19 protein-coding genes are annotated in these 21,105 nt (G+C 70.1%); 10 read left to right on the forward strand and 9 right to left on the reverse strand.

Going from position 1 to position 21,105, the window contains the following annotated elements; all coding sequences use genetic code 11:
- Positions 1–2 precede the first annotated feature (2 nt).
- The 3 genes from AC57B5_RS23875 to AC57B5_RS23885 are packed head-to-tail and all read left to right on the forward strand — an operon-like array spanning position 3 to position 4,287.
- Positions 3–830 carry an ABC transporter ATP-binding protein gene (locus AC57B5_RS23875; protein ID WP_043822151.1) on the forward strand — a complete coding sequence of 276 codons (828 nt, stop codon included), beginning with the start codon at positions 3–5 and terminating at the stop codon, positions 828–830.
- Entirely contained in the window at positions 827–2,569 is a 1,743-nt protein-coding gene (locus AC57B5_RS23880; RefSeq protein ID WP_496400481.1) for an ABC transporter ATP-binding protein, read from the forward strand. The genes AC57B5_RS23875 and AC57B5_RS23880 overlap by 4 nt, the downstream gene beginning before the upstream one ends.
- Positions 2,566–4,287: an ABC transporter ATP-binding protein gene (locus AC57B5_RS23885; protein ID WP_496400482.1), complete on the forward strand. Its 1,722-nt coding sequence runs from the start codon at positions 2,566–2,568 to the stop codon at positions 4,285–4,287. The genes AC57B5_RS23880 and AC57B5_RS23885 overlap by 4 nt, the downstream gene beginning before the upstream one ends.
- Positions 4,288–4,291: 4 nt before the next feature.
- Here the strand turns inward: AC57B5_RS23885 and AC57B5_RS23890 are convergent, their stop codons facing one another.
- The 4 genes from AC57B5_RS23890 to AC57B5_RS23905 are packed head-to-tail and all read right to left on the reverse strand — an operon-like array spanning position 4,292 to position 8,525.
- Positions 4,292–5,539 (reverse strand): c-type cytochrome, encoded by a 1,248-nt coding sequence (locus tag AC57B5_RS23890; RefSeq protein WP_496400483.1) that lies wholly within the window; start codon positions 5,537–5,539, stop codon positions 4,292–4,294.
- 12 nt (positions 5,540–5,551) lie between these two features.
- Positions 5,552–6,373, reverse strand: a complete 822-nt coding sequence (locus AC57B5_RS23895; RefSeq protein ID WP_496400484.1) for an ABC transporter ATP-binding protein — start codon at positions 6,371–6,373, stop codon at positions 5,552–5,554.
- Positions 6,367–7,422 carry an ABC transporter permease gene (locus AC57B5_RS23900; RefSeq protein ID WP_013800719.1) on the reverse strand — a complete coding sequence of 352 codons (1,056 nt, stop codon included), beginning with the start codon at positions 7,420–7,422 and terminating at the stop codon, positions 6,367–6,369. The genes AC57B5_RS23895 and AC57B5_RS23900 overlap by 7 nt, the downstream gene beginning before the upstream one ends.
- Positions 7,419–8,525, reverse strand: a complete 1,107-nt coding sequence (locus AC57B5_RS23905; RefSeq protein WP_012207415.1) for an ABC transporter substrate-binding protein — start codon at positions 8,523–8,525, stop codon at positions 7,419–7,421. The genes AC57B5_RS23900 and AC57B5_RS23905 overlap by 4 nt, the downstream gene beginning before the upstream one ends.
- A gap of 218 nt (positions 8,526–8,743) precedes the next feature.
- Between AC57B5_RS23905 and AC57B5_RS23910 the strand changes: the two genes are divergently transcribed.
- The 7 genes from AC57B5_RS23910 (at position 8,744) to AC57B5_RS23940 (ending at position 15,537) form a co-directional block, all read left to right on the forward strand.
- Positions 8,744–10,135, forward strand: coding sequence for an O-acetylhomoserine aminocarboxypropyltransferase/cysteine synthase family protein (locus AC57B5_RS23910; protein WP_496400485.1), 1,392 nt, complete (start codon positions 8,744–8,746; stop codon positions 10,133–10,135).
- Positions 10,136–10,170: 35 nt separating this feature from the next.
- Positions 10,171–11,274, forward strand: a complete 1,104-nt coding sequence (locus AC57B5_RS23915; RefSeq protein WP_496400486.1) for an isopenicillin N synthase family dioxygenase — start codon at positions 10,171–10,173, stop codon at positions 11,272–11,274.
- 19 nt (positions 11,275–11,293) lie between these two features.
- A complete protein-coding gene (locus AC57B5_RS23920; protein ID WP_012207412.1) occupies positions 11,294–12,106 on the forward strand; it encodes a MetQ/NlpA family ABC transporter substrate-binding protein in 813 nt (270 codons plus the stop codon).
- A gap of 13 nt (positions 12,107–12,119) precedes the next feature.
- Positions 12,120–13,268 carry a methionine ABC transporter ATP-binding protein gene (locus tag AC57B5_RS23925; protein ID WP_496400487.1) on the forward strand — a complete coding sequence of 383 codons (1,149 nt, stop codon included), beginning with the start codon at positions 12,120–12,122 and terminating at the stop codon, positions 13,266–13,268.
- Entirely contained in the window at positions 13,246–13,911 is a 666-nt protein-coding gene (locus AC57B5_RS23930) for a methionine ABC transporter permease (protein WP_043782884.1), read from the forward strand. The genes AC57B5_RS23925 and AC57B5_RS23930 overlap by 23 nt, the downstream gene beginning before the upstream one ends.
- Before the next feature lie 111 nt (positions 13,912–14,022).
- Complete coding sequence (locus AC57B5_RS23935) at positions 14,023–14,511, forward strand: VOC family protein (protein ID WP_012207409.1); 489 nt, start codon at positions 14,023–14,025, stop codon at positions 14,509–14,511.
- 87 nt (positions 14,512–14,598) lie between these two features.
- On the forward strand, positions 14,599–15,537 hold the full coding sequence (locus tag AC57B5_RS23940; protein WP_013800726.1) for a CysB family HTH-type transcriptional regulator: 939 nt from the start codon (positions 14,599–14,601) through the stop codon (positions 15,535–15,537).
- A gap of 20 nt (positions 15,538–15,557) precedes the next feature.
- Here AC57B5_RS23940 and AC57B5_RS23945 read toward each other — a convergent pair whose 3' ends face one another.
- The 5 genes from AC57B5_RS23945 to AC57B5_RS23965 form a co-directional block, all read right to left on the reverse strand.
- Complete coding sequence (locus tag AC57B5_RS23945; protein ID WP_047326490.1) at positions 15,558–16,049, reverse strand: GNAT family N-acetyltransferase; 492 nt, start codon at positions 16,047–16,049, stop codon at positions 15,558–15,560.
- Positions 16,050–16,120: 71 nt separating this feature from the next.
- Complete coding sequence (locus AC57B5_RS23950; protein ID WP_065345583.1) at positions 16,121–17,239, reverse strand: bifunctional nicotinamide-nucleotide adenylyltransferase/Nudix hydroxylase; 1,119 nt, start codon at positions 17,237–17,239, stop codon at positions 16,121–16,123.
- 46 nt (positions 17,240–17,285) lie between these two features.
- Positions 17,286–18,986, reverse strand: a complete 1,701-nt coding sequence (locus tag AC57B5_RS23955) for an NAD+ synthase (protein WP_496400488.1) — start codon at positions 18,984–18,986, stop codon at positions 17,286–17,288.
- 19 nt (positions 18,987–19,005) lie between these two features.
- Positions 19,006–20,205: a nicotinate phosphoribosyltransferase gene (gene pncB, locus AC57B5_RS23960; protein WP_012207404.1), complete on the reverse strand. Its 1,200-nt coding sequence runs from the start codon at positions 20,203–20,205 to the stop codon at positions 19,006–19,008.
- 54 nt (positions 20,206–20,259) lie between these two features.
- The gene (locus AC57B5_RS23965; protein ID WP_496400489.1) at positions 20,260–21,084 is read right to left on the reverse strand and encodes a cysteine hydrolase family protein; all 825 of its coding nucleotides are present in this window, start codon (positions 21,082–21,084) and stop codon (positions 20,260–20,262) included.
- Between the last annotated feature and the right edge of the window lie 21 nt (positions 21,085–21,105).

Here is a 21,105-nt window from a genome sequence, read left to right on the forward strand (position 1 = left end):
GCATGCCATTCCGCAACGCGCTGCATGTCAGCGATGTGCACATGGGCTATGGCGCAGCTCCCGTGCTGCGCGGTGCCACTCTGGGGCCCTTGGCTGCGGGTTCGGTCAACGCGCTGGTGGGGCCCAATGGCGCAGGCAAATCCACGCTGCTGCGCGGCATTGCAGGCTTGCAGCGCATGCGCGGCGAGGTGCGCCTGGGCACGGCGCTGCTGTCTTCCCAGCCGCCGTTGCAGCGCGCGCGCCAGGTGGTCTATGTGCCCCAAAGCCTGCCCGAACGCTCGCGACTGGCGGTGTTCGAGTCCGTGCTCAGCGCGGCCATGGCCGGCGAGCCCGCACAGGCGGCCCGTGGTTGGCCGTTGGTCGGCACGCATGAGGCCGAGACCGCCGTGGAGCAGGTGCTGCAGCGCCTGGAGCTGACGGCCCTGGCCGACCGGCCGCTGGCTGCGCTGTCGGGTGGCCAGCGCCAGATGGTGGGTCTGGCCCAGGCCCTGGTGCGCCGTCCGCGCCTGCTGCTGCTCGACGAGCCGACCAGCGCCCTGGACCTCTACCACCAGCACCGCGTGCTGGACGTGGTGACCGAGATCGCACACGAGCGGCAACTGGTGGTGCTGGCCGTGCTGCACGACATCAACCTGGCCATGGGCTGGGCAGACCGGATCATGGTGCTGGACCAGGGCCGCGTGGTGCGTGCCGGCAGCCCCGTCGAGGTGGTGGACAGCGCCCTGCTGCACGAGGTCTACCGCGTGCAGGCTGTCGTGGAAACGGTCAACGGCCGGCGTCTGGTCGCCGTGAGGCACGCGCTGGGCGGCCGTGGGCAGGAGCCGTCATGAGCACCTCGCTGGAACGTTGGATGGTGTCGCGCTCGCGCGCGCAGCTGGCGGCCACGGTGGCCTGCGGGCTGCTGGCCCAGGCCATGCTGGTGGTGCACGCGCTGTGCCTTGCTCGACTGCTGGCCCAGGCCATGGAGGGGGCGTCGCTGCATCCCTGGCTGGCGATCGGTCTGGCGGCCCTGGTGCTGCGCGGCGTCCTGGTGTGGCTGGAAGAGTGGTGGGCGCAGCAGGTGGGCATGCGCACGCGCGCCGTACTGCGCGAACGCCTGCTGGCCCGGTTGATGCGCCTGGGGCCGGCCTGGGCCGCGGCCCGCCCCACGGGCGAGCTGCAGGCCACGCTGGTTGCGGCTGTCGATGCCGTGCAGGTCCATGCCAGCCGCCATGTTCCCAGCCTGCTGGGAGCCGTGCTCGGCTGCGCGCTGGCGCTGGGCGCCCTGGCCTGGGTGGATGCAGGCTGCGCGCTGCTGCTGGCCGTGTTCGTGCTGGGCCAGCCGCTGCTGGACCGGCTGTGGCTGCGCCGGCACATGCCCGGGGCCAGCGGCGTCATGGCGGCCCTGGCTGCCTTTGGGGCGCAGCTGCTGGACAGCCTGCGCGGCATGGAGACCCTTTGGGCCTTTGGCGCCTCGGCGCGTTGGCGCATGCGTCTGGCCGAACAGGCCGCCCGCCTGCGTGCCGAGTCCATGCACACGCTGCGCGCCACCTTGCTGCGCACCGGCCTGACGCGTTTCGTTGGCCTGGCCGGCATGGCCAGTGTCCTGGGGTGGGGCAGCTGGCAACTGGGCCAGGGCCGGCTGGATGCGGCATCGCTGCTGGCCGTGCTGCTGCTGTCGCGTGAGGCCTTCAGGCCGCTGGAGCGGCTGGAGAAAGCCTTTCATGCGGCCTGGGCCGCGCGCGACGGCCTGCATGCCATCGACGCGCTGCTGCACGCGCCGCTGCCCGTGCCTGAGCCGCAGCGGCCCGGGCCTGCTCCTGCAGACGGCCGCATCTCGCTGAGTGGGGTGTGCTTTGCCCATGACCAGGGGCAGGAGCCGGGGCGGCCCGAGGTGCTGCGCGGGCTGGACCTGGATATCGCCGATGGTGAATGGGTGGCGCTGGTGGGGCCTTCGGGCGTCGGCAAGTCCACGCTGCTGTCGCTGCTGTGGCGCGCCGCCGATCCCCGGCGCGGCATGGTCTGCCTGGGCGGCCGGGACCTGCGGGAGCTGAGCCTGGCGCAGTTGCGCTCCAGGGTCGCCCTGGTCGCCCAGGACACGCTGCTGTTCAGCGGCAGCCTGGAGGACAACCTGCGCATGGCCAGCCCCCAGGCCTGCCTCCGCGACATCGAGGCTGTCCTGCGTGACGTGCAACTGGCCGACCTGGTGGACAGCCTGCCCCAAGGCCTGCAGACCGAGGTGGGCGAATTCGGCGCGCACCTGTCGGGCGGGCAGCGCCAGCGGCTGGCCCTGGCGCGTGCGTTGCTGAGGCGTGCGCCCGTGCTGTTGCTGGACGAGCCCACATCCAGCGCAGATCCACGCACGGAGCAGGCCTTGCTGCAGGTGTTGCGGCCATTGCGGGGCCGCCGCACTCTCGTCATGGCCGCGCACCGCCTGGAGACGGCGAGCGAGGCGGACCGCATCGTGGTATTGGAAAACGGCCGGGTGGCCGAACAGGGCACGCACGATGATCTGCTGCGCCGCGGCGGCCGCTATGCACGGCTCTGGGCGGCTTCGCAGGCCAAAAGGACGACGGAGGAGGCCGCATGATCCGCGATGAACCCCGCAGCTGGGCCGGCCTGCTGGCGCCGGTGGCGTCGCACAAGCGCCTGCTGGCAGCGGCGTTGCTGGCCGCCGCGCTGGCGCAGGCTACCGTGGTCGGCGCCTGGGTGCTGGCTGCCTGGATGGCCGGACAGGCCGCCATGGGCGCGCCGTGGACTGCGCTGCAACCGGCACTGGGCGCATTGGCCTTGACGGCGCTGGTGGCCGCGCTCAGCCAATGGTGGCAGACCCATGCCTCCCATGCGCTGGCGTTTGCGTTGATAGAAACACTGCAGCTGGGCATCTACGACGGGCTGGAGCGGGGCGCAGGCAATGCGGCCGGCCCGCAGCGCAGCGGCGACATCGCCGCCACGGCCACGGCCGATGCCGAGCTGATGGAGCACTTCTACGCCCACATGCTGGGCGAGCTGTCCGGCGCCCTGTGCGTGCCGCTGGCGGCACTGGGCCTGCTGGCCTGGCTGCATCCGCTGCTCGCCCTGGCCTGGCTGCCCTTTGTTGCCTTGCCGGTGCTGCTGTCCTGGTGGCTGGCCGGCAAGGCGCAGCGGCAGGCCAGGGCGCTGGCAGCGGCCCAGGGCGAACTCAATGCCGATGTGGTGGAAGGCCTGCGCGGGCTGCGTGAACTGGCGCTGCTGGAGGCCGGCCCGCGCTGGCTGGCACGCATGCGTGCCAAGGCTGCGGCGCTGTCCCCGCAGGTGCGCAGGCATGCGTCGCTTGCTGCGGGCCAATTGGCCGCCGCGGACCCGTTGCCGGCCGTGTCGGCCCTGGCCATGGCTGCCGTGGCCGCCTGGCTGCTGGACCAGGGGCACATAGATGCCGCTTGGCTGCCGGCCGTGGTGGTGCTGGCCGGCATGGCGCTGGCGCCGCTGGCCGAAGTGGCGCAGGCCGCGCGCAGGCTGGGCGATGTGAAGGCTGGTGCCGACCGCATCGTGCAACTGCTGCGCCAGCCTCGGCGCATTGCGGACAGTGGAACCCGTGAGGCGCCGGCCACGGCGTCGCTGGACTTCTGCGGTGTGCATTGGCAGCGTGGCGGCGTACCCGTGCTGCGCGGACTGGACCTGTCCCTGCGGCCTGGCGAAATGGTGGCCCTGGCCGGCGCGTCCGGCGCCGGCAAAAGCAGCTGCGTGCAGCTGTTGCAACGCCTGGGCGAGCCCGACGCCGGCAGCCTGCGCATGGGCGGCATGGACATTCGTGAATTGCCGCTGGCCGTGCTGCGGCAGCAACTTGCCGTTGTCCGCCAGGAGGCGCATTTGTTCGACATCTCCATCGCCGACAACATCCGCCTGGGCCGGCCTGACGCCAGCGACGACGAGGTACAGCAGGCCGCCATGCTGGCGCAGGCCCATGGCTTCATCAGCGGGCTGCCGCAAGGCCATGCCACGCGCTGTGGCGAACAAGGCATGCGCCTGTCGGGTGGCCAGCGCCAGCGCATCGCCCTGGCGCGCGCGCTGCTGACCGGTGCCCCCGTGCTGGTGCTGGACGAGGCTTCCTCCCATCTCGACAGCGAAAGCGAGCAAGCCCTGCTGCGTGCGCTGGACGCCTTGCGCGAGCACCGTACCGTGCTGCTCATCGCCCACCGGCCCGCCATGCTGGCCCGCGCCGACCGCGTGGTCCTGCTGGAGGGCGGCCGCATCGTGGAGCAGGGCACCCACCGGGAGTTGCTCGCGCGCCAGGGCGCCTATGCCAGCTTCATGGCGGCGGATGCCTGATTCCTCAGTGCACAAACCCACCCTTGATGAACCGCACGGGTTCGGCATCCATGCGAGCGATCAGGGCCCCGAGGCCGTCGGAGGAGCCGTCGGGTGAGCCATCGGACGGGCCATCGGACGGGCCGGCGGTTGCCGCGACGGCCGTCGTCGCCTCGATCGCCGTCCTCGCGGGCGTGTCCGTGCGGCAGACCAGGTCGTCCTCCGACCAGCCCTGGGCGCCCGGACGCGATAGCGCGCGCAGCCAGCCGCTGCGGTCGCCCAGCCATTGCATGCCCTGCAGCTGCTCCGAGCCGCTGAGCAGGGCCATGGCCTGCCAGGCGCGCGGGTCGTTGACGGTGCAGTCCAGGGCGCTGGCGGCGCGGTTGCCACCATCGGGCGACAGCTGCAGGCTGACCAGGCGCGGGTCTTCCTGCACCGGGCCGCTGCCTGCCACCACCCTCAGCCGCTGCTGGCGGCTTTGCCAGGTGCTCAGGCGGCGTGCGGGCTGGCCTGCGCACTGAACGGCCATGTCGGGAAGGCCCACGGGATAGGGCCAGTTGCCGGCGATCTGCAGCATCTGGCCTGCGGCGCGGGCCTTCATGAAGTCGATCAAGGCCCAGGCGTCGTCGCTGGACAGCCGGTCGGCCTGGCCGTGTGCCCGTGCGCCGTCGCCAGACTCCACGGGGCGGCGGTCATGAAGAATGGCCCAGAGCAATTCCCCATCGGCGCGGCGCCACAGCAGCGGGCTGGTGAAGTTGGGGGGCCAGACCGCCTGGCTGGCGGCCAGCGGGCCGTGGCCCCGGCCATCGGCACCGTGGCAGGCCGTGCAGTGCTGGGCATAGGCGGCGCCGCCGCGCGCAATGCTCTCCACGCTGAAGCCCGTGGGCGAGGCATGGAAGCTGGTGGCATGCGCGGGCACCAGGATCAGGTCGGCACGCGGCCAGGGGGCCAGCAGCAGGGCGAGCGCGGCCAGCGCGGTCAGCACCAGGGCCGGCAGGCGGATGCGGCGCAGAACCAGGACCAGCGCCAGGGCCAGCACCAGCAAAACGATGGCGGTGGCCACGGCCGCCAGCGACCACATCAGGCCCCGGGCCTGGCCCAGGTCGATCAGCAGGTTTTCGCCGGACAGGCGCACGGCCCACGGCCAGGCGGGCTGCCCATCCACCGTGCCGGCCAGGCCCAGGCCATGCAGCAGCTGCAGCAGGCCGACCTGGGCCTGCTGCATGGCGCCGATCAAGGGGTTGAGCCAGTCGGGGGAGTCGCTGCGTTGCATCGGATGCGGGCGCTACCAGGTCTGGTCCAGGCCCAGGTGGCGCAGGGCCTCGTGGCGCAGCTCGGACAGGCGGGCGTGGCCGCGCTGGCGCGGGTAGGGCAGGTCCACATCGAGCTCGGCCACGATGCGGGCGGGCCGCTGGCTGAAGACCAGCACGCGGTGGGCCAGGAAGAGGGCCTCTTCCACATCGTGGGTGACCAGCAGCACGGAAAAGCCTGCGCGCTGCCAGATCTTGAGGATCTCGCTTTGCATGGCCAGCCGCGTCAGCGAGTCGAGCTTGCCCAGCGGCTCGTCCAGGATCAGCAGGCGCGGGTCGTTGACCAGGGCGCGCGCCAGGGCCGCGCGCTGGGCCATGCCGCCCGACAGCTGGTGGGGATGGCTGTCCGCGAAATCCTCCAGCCCCACCAGGCGCAGGGCCTCGTCGATGCGGTGCGCCTGGCTGTCCAGCAGGCCGCGTGCCTGCAGGCCCAGGGCCACGTTGCCGCGCACCGTGCGCCAGGGAAACAGCGTGGGGTCCTGGAAGACGACGATGCGCGAGGGATCGGGCTCGGTGATGGCCGTGCCGTCCTGCGCCACGGCGCCGGCCGTGGGCGCGTCCAGCCCGGCCACCAGGCGCAGCAGCGTGGATTTGCCGCAGCCGCTGGGGCCCAGCAGGGCGACGAACTCGCCGGGCCGCACCTGCAGGCTGACCTCGTCGAGCACCTGCAGCGCGCCCTGTCCCTGGCCGAACCAGTGGCTGACGGCCTGCACATCGATGGCCGCGCCGGCTAGGGCCGCCCCTGCGATGGCGGGCGTGGCTGCGGCGTTGGCGGCGTGTTCTGCGGCAATCACCATTTGACGGTTCCCTTCTGCCACGACAGCGTGCGGTCGCGCACGGTGAACAGCAGCGTGATCAGGCCCGAGCACAGCACGGCCATGACCAGCAGCGCCGTGTACATGTTGGCGTAGGCTGCCCAGCCCTGGGCCCACTGCAGATACCAGCCCAGGCCGGCCTTCACGCCCATCATCTCGGCCGTGATCAGCACCGAGAACGAGGCGCCCAGCCCCATGAACAGGCCCACGAAGACCTGGGGCAGGGCGGCCGGGATGGCCACGCGCAGCACCAGGAACCAGGGCGATGCGCCCAGCGTGCGCGCCACGTCGTAGTAGCTCTTGCTGACCGATGCCACGCCCGACCAGGTCAGCACGGCCACCGGAAAGAACGTGGCCAGCGCCACCAGGAACACGGCTGCCGAGTAGCTGGACGGCGCGAAGAAAAAGGCCAGCGGCAGCAGGGCCGAGGCCGGCACCGGCCCCAGGAAGCGCAGCAGCGGATGCACCCAGTAGCCCGCGATGCGCGACCAGCCTATCCACACGCCCGTGAGAAAGCCGATCACCGCGCCGAACACGATGCCGTTGAGCAGCAGCCGCAGCGAATACAGCGTGGACAGGCCCAGGCGCTGCCAGTCCTCATGGACCACATCGATCAGGCTTTGCGGGGGCGCGAAGAACGGCGGCGGCAGCGCGCCGAGCTTGGCCGTCAGCGTCTCCCACAGCGCCAGCAGCAGCGGCGCGGCCACCAGCCAGGCACCGGCCGGGCGCAGCCAGCGGTCGATGCGCCGTGCTGCCCGTACGGGTCGCACAGGCAGCACGGCCGATGCCAGCAGCAACAGGGCCACGGCCAGGGCGGCAATGCCGAACTCCTGCGTGAACGCCCATTCGCTGAAGCCGATCTCCTTGTTGGGCCACAGCAGGGTCAGCATGCCCAGGCCGGCCCAGGCGGCGGCGGCCAGCAGGCCGGTGCGCCAGGGGCCTGCCTTGCGCGTGCCCTGCGCCTGTTCCCGTTCCAGGCCGGGTGCGGCATCCGTGGCGCCCAGGCGCCAGCGTGGTCTTGCGGTGCTCATGCCAGCACGTCCAGCGTGATGTGGCTGGCAAAGCGGCCAGGGTCGGTCTGCTTCTTGAGCACGCCGGCCGTGCGGAAGTCGGCCGCAAAGGCCTGGACCTCGTCGCGCAGCGGCTTGCCGTGCGGATGGTGCTTGAAGGTCAGCTCGGCCAGCAGGCGCTGCAGGTCCTCGACGGGCACCTTGGGCGAGTACTTGGCAAAGATCTTCGCCGTTTCATTGGGGTTCTCGGCGATGTAGTCCGAGGCCTGGGTCAGCGCGCGCACCACGCTGGCCGCTGCGGGCTTGTTGGCCCGGGCGAACTTTGCGCCTGCGCCGATCACGCAGCAAATGCTTTCGGCGTACTCGTTCTTGGCGCTGTTGCCCAGTTCGAGGAAGGTGCCGGGGTTGCGTTTCTCGATCAGGTAGAGATTGGGGTCGCCGTCGGCAATGGCCTGGATCTCGCCCTTCTTGGCGGCCACATCCAGCAGGTCGGCCGGGTAGACGCGCCATTCGATGTCCTTGTCCACATCCAGGCCGCGCTTGGCCAGGTGGATGGAATAGAACTGCTTGGCCGGGCTGTTGAGATCGGCCACGCCGATGGTCTTGCCCTTGAGCGTGCTGGGGTCCAGCGTGACGCCGGCCGACTTCAGGCCCACCAGGCGCAGGCAGCCGCCGTGCACGCTGCCGATGAGCTTGACGTCCAGCCCCGCCTCCAGCGGCTTGATCCAGCGGTGGATCAGGCCCGCGCCCGCATCGGCCTTGCCCGTGGCCAGCGCCTCCAGCAACTGGTCGGCCGAGCCGCCCCAGTTCAGCAGCTCCACGTCCAGGCCGTTGCGCTCGAAGAAGCCGCGCTCCAGCGCCACGGGAATGGGCGAATGGCAGAAGCTGGCCTGGCTCCAGGCAAAGGTGATCTTCTGGCGCGGCTGCGCCCCGGCGCGGCCGCTGAACCAGGCGGCCGAGCCCAGCGCGCCGGCTGCGGCGCCGGCGCGGATCAGGGTGCGGCGCGAGAGCGAGGGCTCGGATGCCTCGGGAGCATCGAGCGCCCCGAATGCACCGCAATCTGCGCCATGGGCGCAGCGGCTGTCCTGGGTCCTGTCGATCTCGGTCTGGGTCTTGCGGGTCATGGAACTCCCTCCAAAGCAGTTTCGGGACTGCCGATGCTGTCCGCTGAGTGCCGTGTTTCCAACGACGCAAAACGCGCATCCATATGTGCGTGGCAACTAGGAAGGGCGCGGCCCGGCGACATGCGCAAACCGAATAAGCGAACGCGTTTTTCTTCGTAGTGCGCAGGGCGCGGGCTTCGAATAATGGGCTGCATCGACCACTCATACGGAGTCCATGCATGACCTCAGCGACCGGCACCGAGTCCGCCCCGCACGACGCAGCCAGCGATGCGCTGTGGCAGCAGGACACCCAGGCCCTGCACGCCGGCTACCGGGGGCGAGAGCAGCAGCGCAGCGCGGCCGTGCCCATCTACCAGAGCACCTCCTTCGTGTTCGACAGCGCCCAGCACGGCGCCAACCTGTTCGGCCTGGTGGAGGAGGGCGATGTGTACTCGCGCACGGCCAACCCCACGCTGGCGGTGCTGGAGCAGCGCATTGCGGCTCTCGAAGGCGGCGTGGCCGCGCTGGCCCTGGCCTCGGGCATGGCCGCCATCGACGTGGCGCTGGCCACGCTGGCCAGTGCGGGCGACCATGTGGTCGTGGCCTCGCAGCTGTATGGCGGCACGCACAACTTCATCGCCCATGTGCTGGCCTCGCGCGGCGTGCAGAGCACGGCCGTCGCCAAGGATGATTTCCAGGCGTTGCGCCGGGCGATAGGGCCGCGCACCAAGGCCGTGTTCGTGGAGTCCGTGGGCAATCCATCGGGCGGCGTTGCCGACCTGCGCCAGCTGGCCGATATCAGCCATGCGGCGGGCGTGGCCCTGGTGGTGGACAACACCGTGGCTTCGCCGCTGCTGCTGCGGCCCTTCGACTGGGGCGCCGACATCGTCGTGCATTCGGCCACCAAGGCCATCGGCGGACACGGCAATGTGCTGGGTGGGCTGATCGTGGACAGCGGCCGCTTCGACTGGGTGGCGCACGCGGGGCGCTACCCGCAATTCAGCGCGCCCGAGCCGGCCTACCAGGGCTTTGTCTTCACCGAGAAATTTCCAGACCGCGCCTTCATCGCGCGGGCCCGTGCCGTGCTGCTGCGCAACTGCGGCGCGGCGCTGGCGCCGCACAGCGCCTTCCTGCTGCTGCAGGGCCTGGAGACGCTGGGCCTGCGCCAGGAGCGCGCCAGCCGCAACACGCTGGCCGTGATCGATTTCCTGCAGGCTCATCCGCTGGTGGAGCGCATACACCACGCCAGCCAGAGCGGCCACGCCGACCACGCGCTGGCCCTGCGCCAGCTGCGCGGCGGGCATGTGCCGGCGCTGCTGGGCTTCGAGCTGCGCGGCGGGCGGCCGGCGGCGCGCGCCTTCTATGACGCGCTGCGCCTGTTCCTGCGCCTGGTCAACATCGGCGACAGCAAGTCGCTAGCCGCCATTCCTGCCGAGACCACGCACAGCCTGCTCAGCGACGAGGAACTGGCGCGCGTGGGCATTGCCCCTGGGCTGGTGCGCCTGTCCATCGGCATAGAGCACCCGCAGGACCTGCTGGCCGACCTGGCGCAGGCGCTGGAGCAGGCGCAGGGCCATGCGGTGTTGGCTGCCGAACGCGAACAAGACCGCGATCAGCGCCTGGCGGCCTGAGCGTCCCTTCCTTCCCACTTCCCTGGCAGCACAGCATGAGCACCTTGACAGCATCCACTCTCGAAGCGCCCGCCGCCACAGCGGCAACCCCGGCCCTGCCCGTCATCGATCTGCAGGCTCTGCGCGACCCGGCCACGCAGGCCCAGGCGCTGCGCCAGCTGGCGCGCACGGCACGCGACACCGGCTTCTTCTACCTGGAAGGGCATGGCATAGGCCGGGACGCATGGCAGGGCATACAGCGACGCGCGCGCGAATTCTTTGCGCAGCCGCTGGCCGACAAGCAGGCGCTGGCCATTGCCAACACGCGGCACTTCCGGGGCTATACGGCCGTGGGCATGGAGATCACGCGCCAGCGGCCCGACCAGCGCGAGCAGATCGACCTGGGCGAGGAATTGCCCGAGATTCCCGCAGGCCCCGGCGTGCCGGACTGGAAGGGGCTGCAAGGCCCCAACCAGTGGCCGCAGGCCCTGCCCGGGTTCCGCGAGGAGGTGCTGGCCTGGCAGGCGGCAGCGCATGGCGTGGCGCTGGAGCTGCTGCGCCACTTCGTGGCCGCGCTGCAGTTGCCCGAGGGCGCGCTGGACGCCCTGGTCAGCGGCCTGCCTGCGCACCGCATCAAGATCATCCACTACCCGGGCAGCGAGCTGGGCGCAGCAGGCCAGGGCGTGGGCGCGCACAAGGACGGTGGCCTGCTGACCCTGCTGCTGCAGGACGAGGTGGGCGGGCTGCAGGTGGAGACGCCGGCCGGCTGGGTCGATGTGCCGCCGCGCGACGGGGCCTTCGTCATCAACATCGGCGAGATGCTGGAGCTGGCCACCAACGGCTATCTGCGCGCCAACGTGCATCGCGTGCTGGTGCCGCGCGCGGGCGTGCAGCGCTACTCCATCGCCTACTTCCTGGCGCCGCGCCTGGACCTGGGCCAGGTTCCGCTGCTGACCCTGCCGCCCGAGCTGGCCGTGCTGGCCACGGGGCCGCAGAGCGACCCGGACAACCCGCTGTTCAGCCATGTGGGCGAGAACGCGCTCAAGGGCCGCGTGCGCTCCCACCTGGATGTGGCCGAGCGCTTCTATCCCGAGCATTTCGCCCGCCTGCAGGCCCAGGCCCGCGCGGCCGGCCGTGAGCTGCACCCTGGTGCCTATTGATTCTTGAAAGGACTGTGCGATGGACAAGCGAGTATTTCTGCGGGGACTGGCGGCGGGGGCCTCGGTGGCGGCGATGTCAGGCGCCATCCGGGCCGCGCAGGCCGGCCCGCTGCGCGTGGGCGTGCGCGGCGGCGTGGACGAGGAAATCTGGGAGGTGGTGACCCGCGTGGCGCGCGAGCAGGGGCTGCAGGTCAAGCCCGTGGTCATCAGCGGCGCGGCCAGCCCCAACGAGGCGCTGAACAACGGCGACATCGAGGCCAACTCCTTCCAGCATGTGCCGTTCCTGCGCGACCAGAACCAGCAGCGCGGCTACCGGCTGGTGGCGGCCGGCGACACCTACATCTCGCCCATCGCCTTCTATTCGAAAAAGCACAAACGCCTGGCCGACCTGCCCGCAGGCGCGCGCCTGGGCATTCCCAACGATCCCAGCAACCAGACGCGCGCGCTGGTGGTGCTGCAGGACCAGGGCATCCTGAAGCTGCGCGAGGGCTTCGACCCCTTCAAGGGCACGGCGGGCCTGGCCGACATCGCTAGCTACCAGAAGAAGGTGCAGCTGGTGGAGGCGGCCTCGGTGGTGCTGGCGCGCTCGCTGGACGATCTCGATGCCTCGGCCATCGTCAACAGCTTTGCCTACCAGGCCGGGCTCATCGCCACGCGCGATGGCATTGCCGTCGAAAGGCGCGAGCGCAATCCCTACGTGAACATCATTGCCGTGCACGAGCGCGACCGCGCTGCACCCTGGGTCGCGGCCCTGCTGCGCGCCTACCAGTCCGAGCCCGTGCGCCAGTTCATCGTGAGCAGGTACCAGGGCTCGGTGCTGCCGGCCTTCTGAGGCGTGTAAGGCAATGAAGGTGGAACAGGCGGCGGCCGGCGAGCCCCATGCAATCGATGCGCTGCAGCGGCCGCACATCGTCTTCGAGGGCGTGCGCAAGCACTACCCGGGCACGGGCAGGGGCACGGGAAGGAGCGCGGGCGAGCCCGTGCACGCGCTGCAGGCGCTGAGCTTCGAGGTGGCGCGTGCCGAGGTGTTCGGCATCATCGGCCGCAGCGGCGCCGGCAAATCCACGCTGCTGCGCACCATCAATGCGCTGGAGCGGCCCAGCAGCGGCCGCGTGCTGGTGGACGGCACCGATGTCGCCACGCTGGACGAGGACGCGCTGGTGGCGCTGCGCCGGCGCATCGGCATGATCTTCCAGCACTTCAACCTCCTGTCCTCGCGCACGGTGTACGAGAACGTGGCCCTGCCGCTGCAGGCCGCAGGCTGGCGGCCCGCGCTCGTGCGCGCACGGGTGGACGAGCTGCTGGCCCTGGTGGGGCTGGCGGACAAGAGCGGCGCCTATCCGGCCCAGCTCTCGGGCGGGCAAAAGCAGCGCGTGGGCATTGCGCGCGCGCTGGTGCACGAGCCCGAAATCCTGCTGTGCGACGAGGCCACCTCGGCCCTGGACCCCGAGACCACGCAGTCCATCCTGGAGCTGCTGCGCGAGATCAACCGCAAGCTGCGGCTGACCATCGTGCTCATCACGCACGACATGGCCGTGATCCGCGAAGTCTGCGACCGCGTGCTGGTGCTGGACCAGGGCCGGCTGCAGGAGATCGGCGAGGTCTGGCAGCTGTTTGCGGCACCGCGCTCGGAGGCTGCGCGTGCGCTGCTGCGGCCGCTGCGGCAGGCCTTGGCGGCGGACCTGGAACTGGTGGCAGCGGCCGATGGCCCGGGGGCCGTCGCCGTGCTGGCCATCGGATGGGCCGACGGCGGCAGCCAGCAGGGCCTGCCGCTGGCGCAGCTTCAGGTGCTGGGCCCGCGTGCCCGCCTGCTGCAGGGCGGGCTGGACTGCATGCGCGGGCGTTCGCAGGGCCGCCTGCTGGTGGGCGTGCCGGTGCAGGATCTGCCCTCGTCGCTCTCCCCGCTCTCGCCGGCCGCGCTGTCTTCCCTTCAACAGGCGCTGGGCGCCGATTCACTGCAACTGCTTGGCCATGTCCCTGCCCCCGCTCGATAAATACCTGCAGGCCTTTCTGGAAACCCTGCTGATGGCGGGCGCGTCCTCGCTGATCGCCATCGTTGCCGGGCTGGCGCTGGCCATCGTGCTGCACACCACGGCGCCAGGCGGGCTCTATGCCAGGCCGCGCCTGTACCGGGGGCTGTCGGCGGCAGTGAACATCGGCCGGGCCATTCCCTTCATCATCCTGCTGGTGGCCCTGCTGCCGGTGACGCGCGCCATCGTGGGCACCACGCTGGGCACCTGGGCGGCGGTGGTACCGCTGTCGGCCAACCTGATCCCGTTCTTTGCGCGCATCGCCCAGGTCAGCCTGGGCGAGGTGGACTCAGGCCTGGTGGAGGCGGCGCGCGCCATGGGCCTGCGCCGCCCGCAGATCGTGCGCCAGGTGCTGCTGCCCGAGGCGCTGCCGGGCCTGATCGGCGGCATGACCGTGAGCGTGATCGCCATGGTCAATGCCTCGGCCATGGCGGGCGCCGTGGGGGCGGGCGGCCTGGGCGACCTGGCCATCCGCTACGGCTACGAGCGCTATGAGACGCGCGTGATGTTCGAGGTCATCGTCATCCTGGTGGCCCTGGTGTCGGTGCTGCAGTTCGGCGGCGAGTGGCTGGCGCGCCGTGCCGACCACAGACGTTCGATCTCTTGAGATGATTTGGAAATAACAGACTGAATTTTTATTATTTTTGGTTTTTTCGACTTGTCTCGACAATGGCCTGCAGCAGCATTCGGGCTGCTGATTCTTTTCCGAGACGCTTCGATGACCCACACCACACGCCCCGCCTGGCCTTCCCCTCTTGCCGGCCGCACTGCCATGAAGCCGGGCGTGGCCATCGTCTGTGGCGTCCACCATGTCCAGCTGTCCTTCCCGGCGCGCGCCCAGGCGGCCATGGAGCGCTTTTATGGCGAAGTGCTGGGCCTGTCTGCCCTGACCGTTGCCGGGCGTCCGGGCCTGAGCTTTCTGGCCGGCGGTCAGCGCATCGATCTGGTGCCCTACAAGGGGCAGTCCGGCGGCACCGAGCGCGCGGCGGGCAACCTGGTGCACCTGGCGCTGACGGTCAGCGACGTGGATGCGCTGCGCCAGCAGTTGCTGGTGCACGGCGGCCTGGCGCTGGAGGTGGCGCCCGTGAGCGAGGGCCGGCGCTGCTATGCGCGCGACCCCGCAGGCAATCTGATCGAGCTGCTGGAGCTGCCCCGCGAGGCAGCGGCCGATGCCCCGGATGAGCCGGCCGTGGCCTGTTCGGCCTGAAGCCTCTCGCCGTTCCCCTCTCTCTTTCCTTCCTGCTTTTGCCTTCCACAGGCCCGGGCCGCACCGGCCCCGGGCGGAGCCTTGCCCATGAACTTCCAGCAACTGCGCTATGTGCGCGAAACCGTGCGCCGCGGCTACAGCCTGACCGAGGTGGCCCACACGCTGCACACCTCCCAGCCCGGCGTGAGCCGGCAGATCCGCGAGCTGGAGGAAGAGCTGGGCGTGGAGATCTTCATCCGCGCAGGCAAGCGGCTGACCGGGCTGACGCCGCCCGGCGAGGCGCTGCTGCCCATCGTCGAGCGCCTGATGCTGGAGGCCGACAACCTGCGCCGCGTGGGCGCCGACTTCAGCGCCAGCGAGCAGGGCCGGCTGTCGATTGCCGCCACCCACTCCCAGGCCCGCTATGCGCTGCCCCATGTGGTGCGCGACTTCCGCCAGCGCTATCCGCAGGTGCGCCTGCACCTGCACCAGGGCTCGCCCGAGCAGGTGGCGCAGATGCTGCGCAGCGGCGAGGCCGACATCGGCGTGGCCACCGAGGCGCTGGCCGGCTATGAAGGCCTGGTCGCGCTGCCCTGCTACCGCTGGACGCATGGCGTGGTCGTGCCGCCGGGCCACCCGCTGCTGCAGTCGCAGCAGGCGCTGACGCTGGAGGCGCTGTCGCGCTTTCCCATCATCACCTACGAGCAGGGCTATACGGGCCGCGCCCACATCGACGAGGCCTTTGCGCGCGAAGGCCTGGAGCCCGACGTGGTGCTCACGGCCATGGACGCTGACGTGATCAAGACCTATGTGGAGCTGGACATGGGCGTGGGCATCGTCGCCTCGGTGGCGCTGGATGCCGAGCGCGACCAGGGGCTGCGTACCCTGGACGCCGGCCACCTGTTCGAGGTCAACACCACGCGGCTGGGCCTGCGCAAGGGCGCCTGGCTGCGCGGCTATGCCTATGCCTTCATCGAGACCTTCGTGCCCACACTGACGCGCGAGGTGGTCGAGCAGGCCGTGCGCCAGGGCGTGGAGCCCGAGTAGGCAGACGAAGGGGGCCGGCCTCAGCCCGGCTCGCGCGCCATCTCCAGCAGGGTGTCGCCGGTCACGCGGTAGCGGATCCACTCGGTCTGGGGCAGGGCGCCCAGGCGGTCGTAGAACTCGATGGAGGGCAGGTTCCAGTCGAGCACGCTCCACTCGAATCGGCCGCAGTCCTTCTCGACGGCGATCTGCGCCAGGCGGCGCAGCAGCGCCGTGCCCGCGCCCAGGCCGCGCGCCTCGGGCGTGACGTAGAGGTCTTCGAGGTACAGGCCGTGGCGGCCCTGCCAGGTCGAGTAATTGAAGAAGTAGACCGCAAAGCCCACGGGCTGGTCGCCATGCAGGCAGATCAGGCCGAAGACGGCGGGGTTGTCGCTGAACAGGGTGCGCTTCACATGCTCTGGCGTGGCCAGGACTTCATGCTCGGCTTTTTCATAGACGGCGAGTTCGCGCACGAAGCGGACGATGAGCTCGGCGTCATCGGGGGTGGCGGGTCGGATCTGTAGGGTGGTAGTCATTCAAACGCGGGGGACACGGGGAGCCCGGAAAAACGGTACTGCGGCGCAAGATGGCACCGCAATCTCCGGTTTTAGCCGATTTTCACGCCCGTGTCCGCCAGGGGCTGTTGCACCGGAAGGGGCAGGAACTGGCGCAGGATCTGGAAATGGTCCTCGAAGAACGCGCTTTCCATGGCGGGCAGGTCGCAGACGGCTACCCAGCGCGCCAGTGCCGCATCGTCGCCGCCCTGCACGGGCGGCAGCGAGGGCAGCACGCCCAGGTCCAGGTAATGCACATGGGTGATGGTGCGCCCGCGCAGGCTGCGGTCGGGGTGGTCGAAGACCTGCACGGACTGCAGGGCGGCCTGCAGGTCGGCCTCGCTGAGCGTGGAGCAGGTCTCCTCGCGCAACTCGCGCAGGCAGGACTGCCACAGCGTGTCGCGCGGCTCCAGGAAGCCGCCCGGCAGCGCCCACAGGCCCAGGCCCGGGGCATGGCCGCGGCGTATCAGCAGGATGTGGTCCTGTTGCGCGTCTTCGTGCGGCACACGGCAGCGCAGCAGTGCATCCACGGTCACGAAGACGGGCGGGTAGGGCGCCGCAGCCCAGGCCTGGCGGTACCGGGCCAGCATGCGCCATTCCTCGCACATCTGCGCATGGACGGGCGTGGTGGCCCATTGGCGCAGGAACTGCAGGGTGGCGGGCGGCACCTGGGCGGCCAGGGCCTCGAAGTCCACGCCGGATTCGCCGAAGTAGATGTCGCGCAGCGGCGTGGCGTCGAACTGGCCCAGGCGCGGCAGGCTGATCAGCTGCCAGCGCGGAAAGCGCGCCAGGTAGCCGCTGGTCGCATCCTTGAAATGGCCGACCAGGGCCACGCTGGCGCCTTCGGGCACGCAGGACTGCACGGCCTGCTGCACGGCCTGTACCCACAGCGGCTCGTTGTAGTAGTCGCGCACGGGCACGCAGTGCAGGCGGGCCGCGTCCGCGGGCGGCAGCGCCTCGCGCAGCATCTGCGCGCGCTCCTGCCAGCTGAAGGGGTTCTTGGGATTGGGCGCCTGCCAGGCGCTGCCCAGCACGACGACGATCTGCTCGGCACGCTCCAGCGCCGCACGCAGCAGTGCCATGTGGCCGTTGTGCAGCGGCTGGAAGCGCCCGATCAGCACGGCGGTGTGCACGCGCTCGCTGGTGGCCGGGGTTTCGGTGGGGGCGTCCATGGCGGCAGTCTCTTGCATAAACAGGCTCGGTGGCTTCACTCTGGCTTCATTCGTAGTGGGCGGCAATGGGCATCTGGCGGCCCGTGCCGAAGGCGCGCGGGCGCACGCGCAGTATGGGCGGGGCCTGCCGGCGCTTGTACTCGCTGCGGAAGATCATGCGCTTGACGCGGTCAACCAGCTCGGCCCCGCCGGGCTGGCCCAGCAGCTGGGTCACAAAGCGCTCGGCCGTGCCGTATTCGGCGGTGGACAGGTGCCGGCCCTCGATGGCGTATTTGAGGATTTCGTCCAGCACCGCATAGGGCGGCAGGCTGTCCTCGTCCTTCTGGTCGGGCGCCAGCTCGGCCGAGGGCGGCTTGTCGATGATGGCCTGGGGAATCAGCTCTCGGCCCGCACTGTGGTTGATGTGGCGCGACAGCTCGAAGACCTCGGTCTTGTACAGATCGCCCAGCAGGCCCAGGCCGCCGTTGGTGTCGCCATACAGCGTGCAGTAGCCCACCGAGATCTCGGACTTGTTGCCCGTGGTCAGCAGCAGATGGCCGAAGGCGTTGGAGTACTCCATCAGCGTGGTGCCGCGGATGCGTGCCTGCAGGTTCTCCAGCGGCAGGCCCTGCAGCGGCTGGCCGAAGCTGGCCTCGAACTGGCACGCATAGCCGTCGACCAGCTCGCGTATCGGGTGCTCGTGCAGCGTGATGCCCAGGTTGCGGCACAGGATCACCGAGTCATCGACCGAGCCGCTCGACGAAAAGCGCGAGGGCATGGTGACGGCCACCACGTTGTCCGCGCCCAGGGCCTCGGCCGCCAGGGCCAGGGTCAGCGCGCTGTCGATGCCGCCCGAGCTGCCCACCACGGCGCGCGTGAAGCCGCAGCGGCGCGCATAGTCGCGCAGGCCCAGCACGATCTGGCGGCGGTAGAACTCCATGGTGGGCAGGCCTTCGGCCGGCACGCTCATGCAGGGCTGGCCGGCTGCGTCGAGGAAGCGTCCGTCGTCGAACTGCAGCGTGCGCAGGTCTTCTACAAAGCGCTCGGCCTCGAAGACCACGCCGCGCCCGGGCTCCACCGCGAACGAGGCGCCGTCGAACACGATCTGGTCCTGGCCGCCGATCTGGTTCACGTAGAGGATGGGCAGGCCGTGGCGCGTGGCCGCCTGGCCGAAGATCTCGTGGCGCTGCTCGCGCTTGCCCAGGTGGCTGGGGCTGGCGTTGATGCTGACCACCAGGTCGGGGGCGGCGTCGGCCATGCGCGCGAAGGGGTTGGTGGCGTAGTCGGCCCCGGCGTCGTTCCAGCCGTCCTCGCACACCAGAAAGCCCACCTGGGCCTGGCCTATGCGCAGCACCTTGGCCGCGTCGGGGCCGGGCTCGAAGTGGCGGCGCTCGTCGAAGATGTTGTAGGTGGGCAGCAGCTGCTTGTCGTAGCGCAGGCGCACGGCGCCGTCCTTGAGCACCAGCAGGCTGTTGTGCAGCGGCTTGCCGGGCCCGCTGGCACGCGTGGGCGCGCCGATGACCCAGTGCAATTGCGGCCACTGGCGCGTGGCCTGCAGCAGCTGCTGCAAACCTTGCTCCAGGCGCTCGCGAAAGGCGGGCTCGTCCAGCAGGTCGCCAGGGTAGTAGCCGCACAGCGACAGCTCGGGAAAGACCAGCAGGTCGGCCTGCGCGTGCGCGGCGCGGGCAGCGGCCTCGGCCATGCGGGCCACGTTGCCGGCGATGTCGCCGACGGTGGGGTTGAGTTGGGCGATGGTGATGCGCAGCATGAATGGAGCCTTGGCGGTGTCAGACGGCGACAGGCTGGGCCAGGCCGAAGACCTGGCGCAGATAGGCCAGATAGGTTTCGTCGTTGCACAGCGTCTTGCCCGGCGAGTCCGAGATCTTGGCCACGGGCTGGCCGTTGGCGTGGGTGAGCTTCATCACGATGTTGATGGTCTCCAGCCCCATGTCGTTGGTCAGCCGCGTGCCGATGCCGAAGCCCAGCTGTATGCGGTCGGCAAAGCGCTGGTACAGGGCCAGGGCCGTGTCCAGGTCCAGGCCGTCGGAGAACACCAGGCGCTTGGCCTGGGGGTCTATGCGCAGCTTCTGGTAGTGGGCGATGGCCTTCTCGCCCCAGGCATACGGGTCGCCCGAGTCGTGCCGCAGCCCGTCGAAGAGCTTGGCGAAATACATGTCGAAATCGGCCAGGAAGGCATCCATGCCCACGGTGTCGGTCAGGGCCACGCCCAGGTCGCCCCGGTACTCCTGCACCCAGTCCTCCAGCGCGGCGATCTGGAAGTCGCGCAGGCGCACGCCCTGGGCCTGGTAGCTCTGCAGGTACTCATGGGCCATGGTGCCGATGGGCACGATGCCGAAGTCGCGCGCCAGCAGCACGTTGGACGTGCCCTTGAACCACTGCGCCGTCTGCGTGGCAAAGGCCTGGACCACCTCGCGCTGCCAGGCGCCCGAGAAGCGCCGGCGCACGCCGAAGTCGAACAGCTCGAAGGGATTGCGCAGCCTGGCCTCGCAGGCCAGGTGGCGCAGGCGCTCGATCTTGCCGGCCAGGCGCCTGCGGCCTTCGGCCAGCGCCGCCTCGGCGTCGAAGCGCCGGAAATACAGCTCGTTGACGATGGCCAGCACATAGATCTCGAAGCCCATCACATGGACCTGGGGGCCCTTGGCCTCGATGTGCAGGGTGTCGCCATCGGCCCAGGCACGGATGAAGGCGCGCTGGAACTGGAAGATGCGCAGAAAGTCGATGAAGTCGCTCTTCATGAAGCGCAGCCCGCCCAGGTAGGCTAGGTCTTCGGGCGTGAAGCGCAGCGCGCACAGGGCGTCCAGCTCGCGCTCCACCTCGGGCAGCAGCTCGGCCAGCGGGAAGGCCGTCTTCGTGCGGCAGACGAATTCGTATTCGGCCTCGGTCTGGGGATTGCGATGCAGCATGGCTTGCCACATCGTGAATTTGTAGAGATCGGTGTCGAGCAGGCTGGTGATGATGGGAGCCATGGTGCGATGCTGGGGAAACAGGAAAGGGGGCTGCGCGGGAAGGCGGTTCGGCCCCTACAGGTGGAGTTCTTGGCTGGAGGCCAGCCGCAATCCGCGGGCCTGCATGGCTGCGAGAAAATCATGGTGCGCAGACTCGAAGCCCGGCACTGGGCTCATGGCGTCGTGCATCAGCACGATGCGCTCAGGATGGGGAAGGTGCTCGACCAGATGCTCGACCGTGGAGCGCACGCAGTGACTGCTCGCCTCGCCCGCGACCACCAGCAGCCCGGCGCGGTCCAGCCGCTCCAGCAAACCGGTGTTCAGCAGGGTCGCCGGATCGGCAGGGTCCGGCACCTCGGCCTGCAGGGCGCTGTAATGCTCGGTCCAGGGATTGAGCCCCTTGAAAACGTTGTACACGGCGCGCTGGCGCTGCTGCTGCCAGTCGCCGCAGGCCGCCAGCACATCGGCATGGATACCGTGGCCCCAACTGCCCACTTCGCAGTGCACAGGCCAGACCATCAGCATGTAGCGGCTGTTGGCTTCGAGTGCATCCAGATAGTCCAGGCTGCGTTGCAGCGCCTCGGCGTTGCGCGGCCGGAACACCCCCGCCCGCACCTGCGCCGCCGTGATAGGGGTGAACGGCACTACCTCGCTGCCATCGACCTGCTGCCAGAAGGCGGGGTGGGCAATGTCATAGCGCTGGTGCGAGTCCAGCGTCACCGTGATGGCGTCCACCTTCGCCCCCTCGCGCCGTATCCAACCGGCAAGCCGCTGCATGTCGGCATGGGCGCCCGCCACGGGAAGGCTGGGACGTTGCCCGCCGGGGCACCAGTCGTCAGGCAGATCGCAGAAGTCGTTCTGGGGGTCTATGACCAGGAGCTGGGTGTTCAAGGATGGCATTGGTAGATGCACAGAAGCAAC

The sequence above is a fragment of the Delftia sp. BGA-UO-ETr-SB1 genome (genome assembly GCF_059567865.1).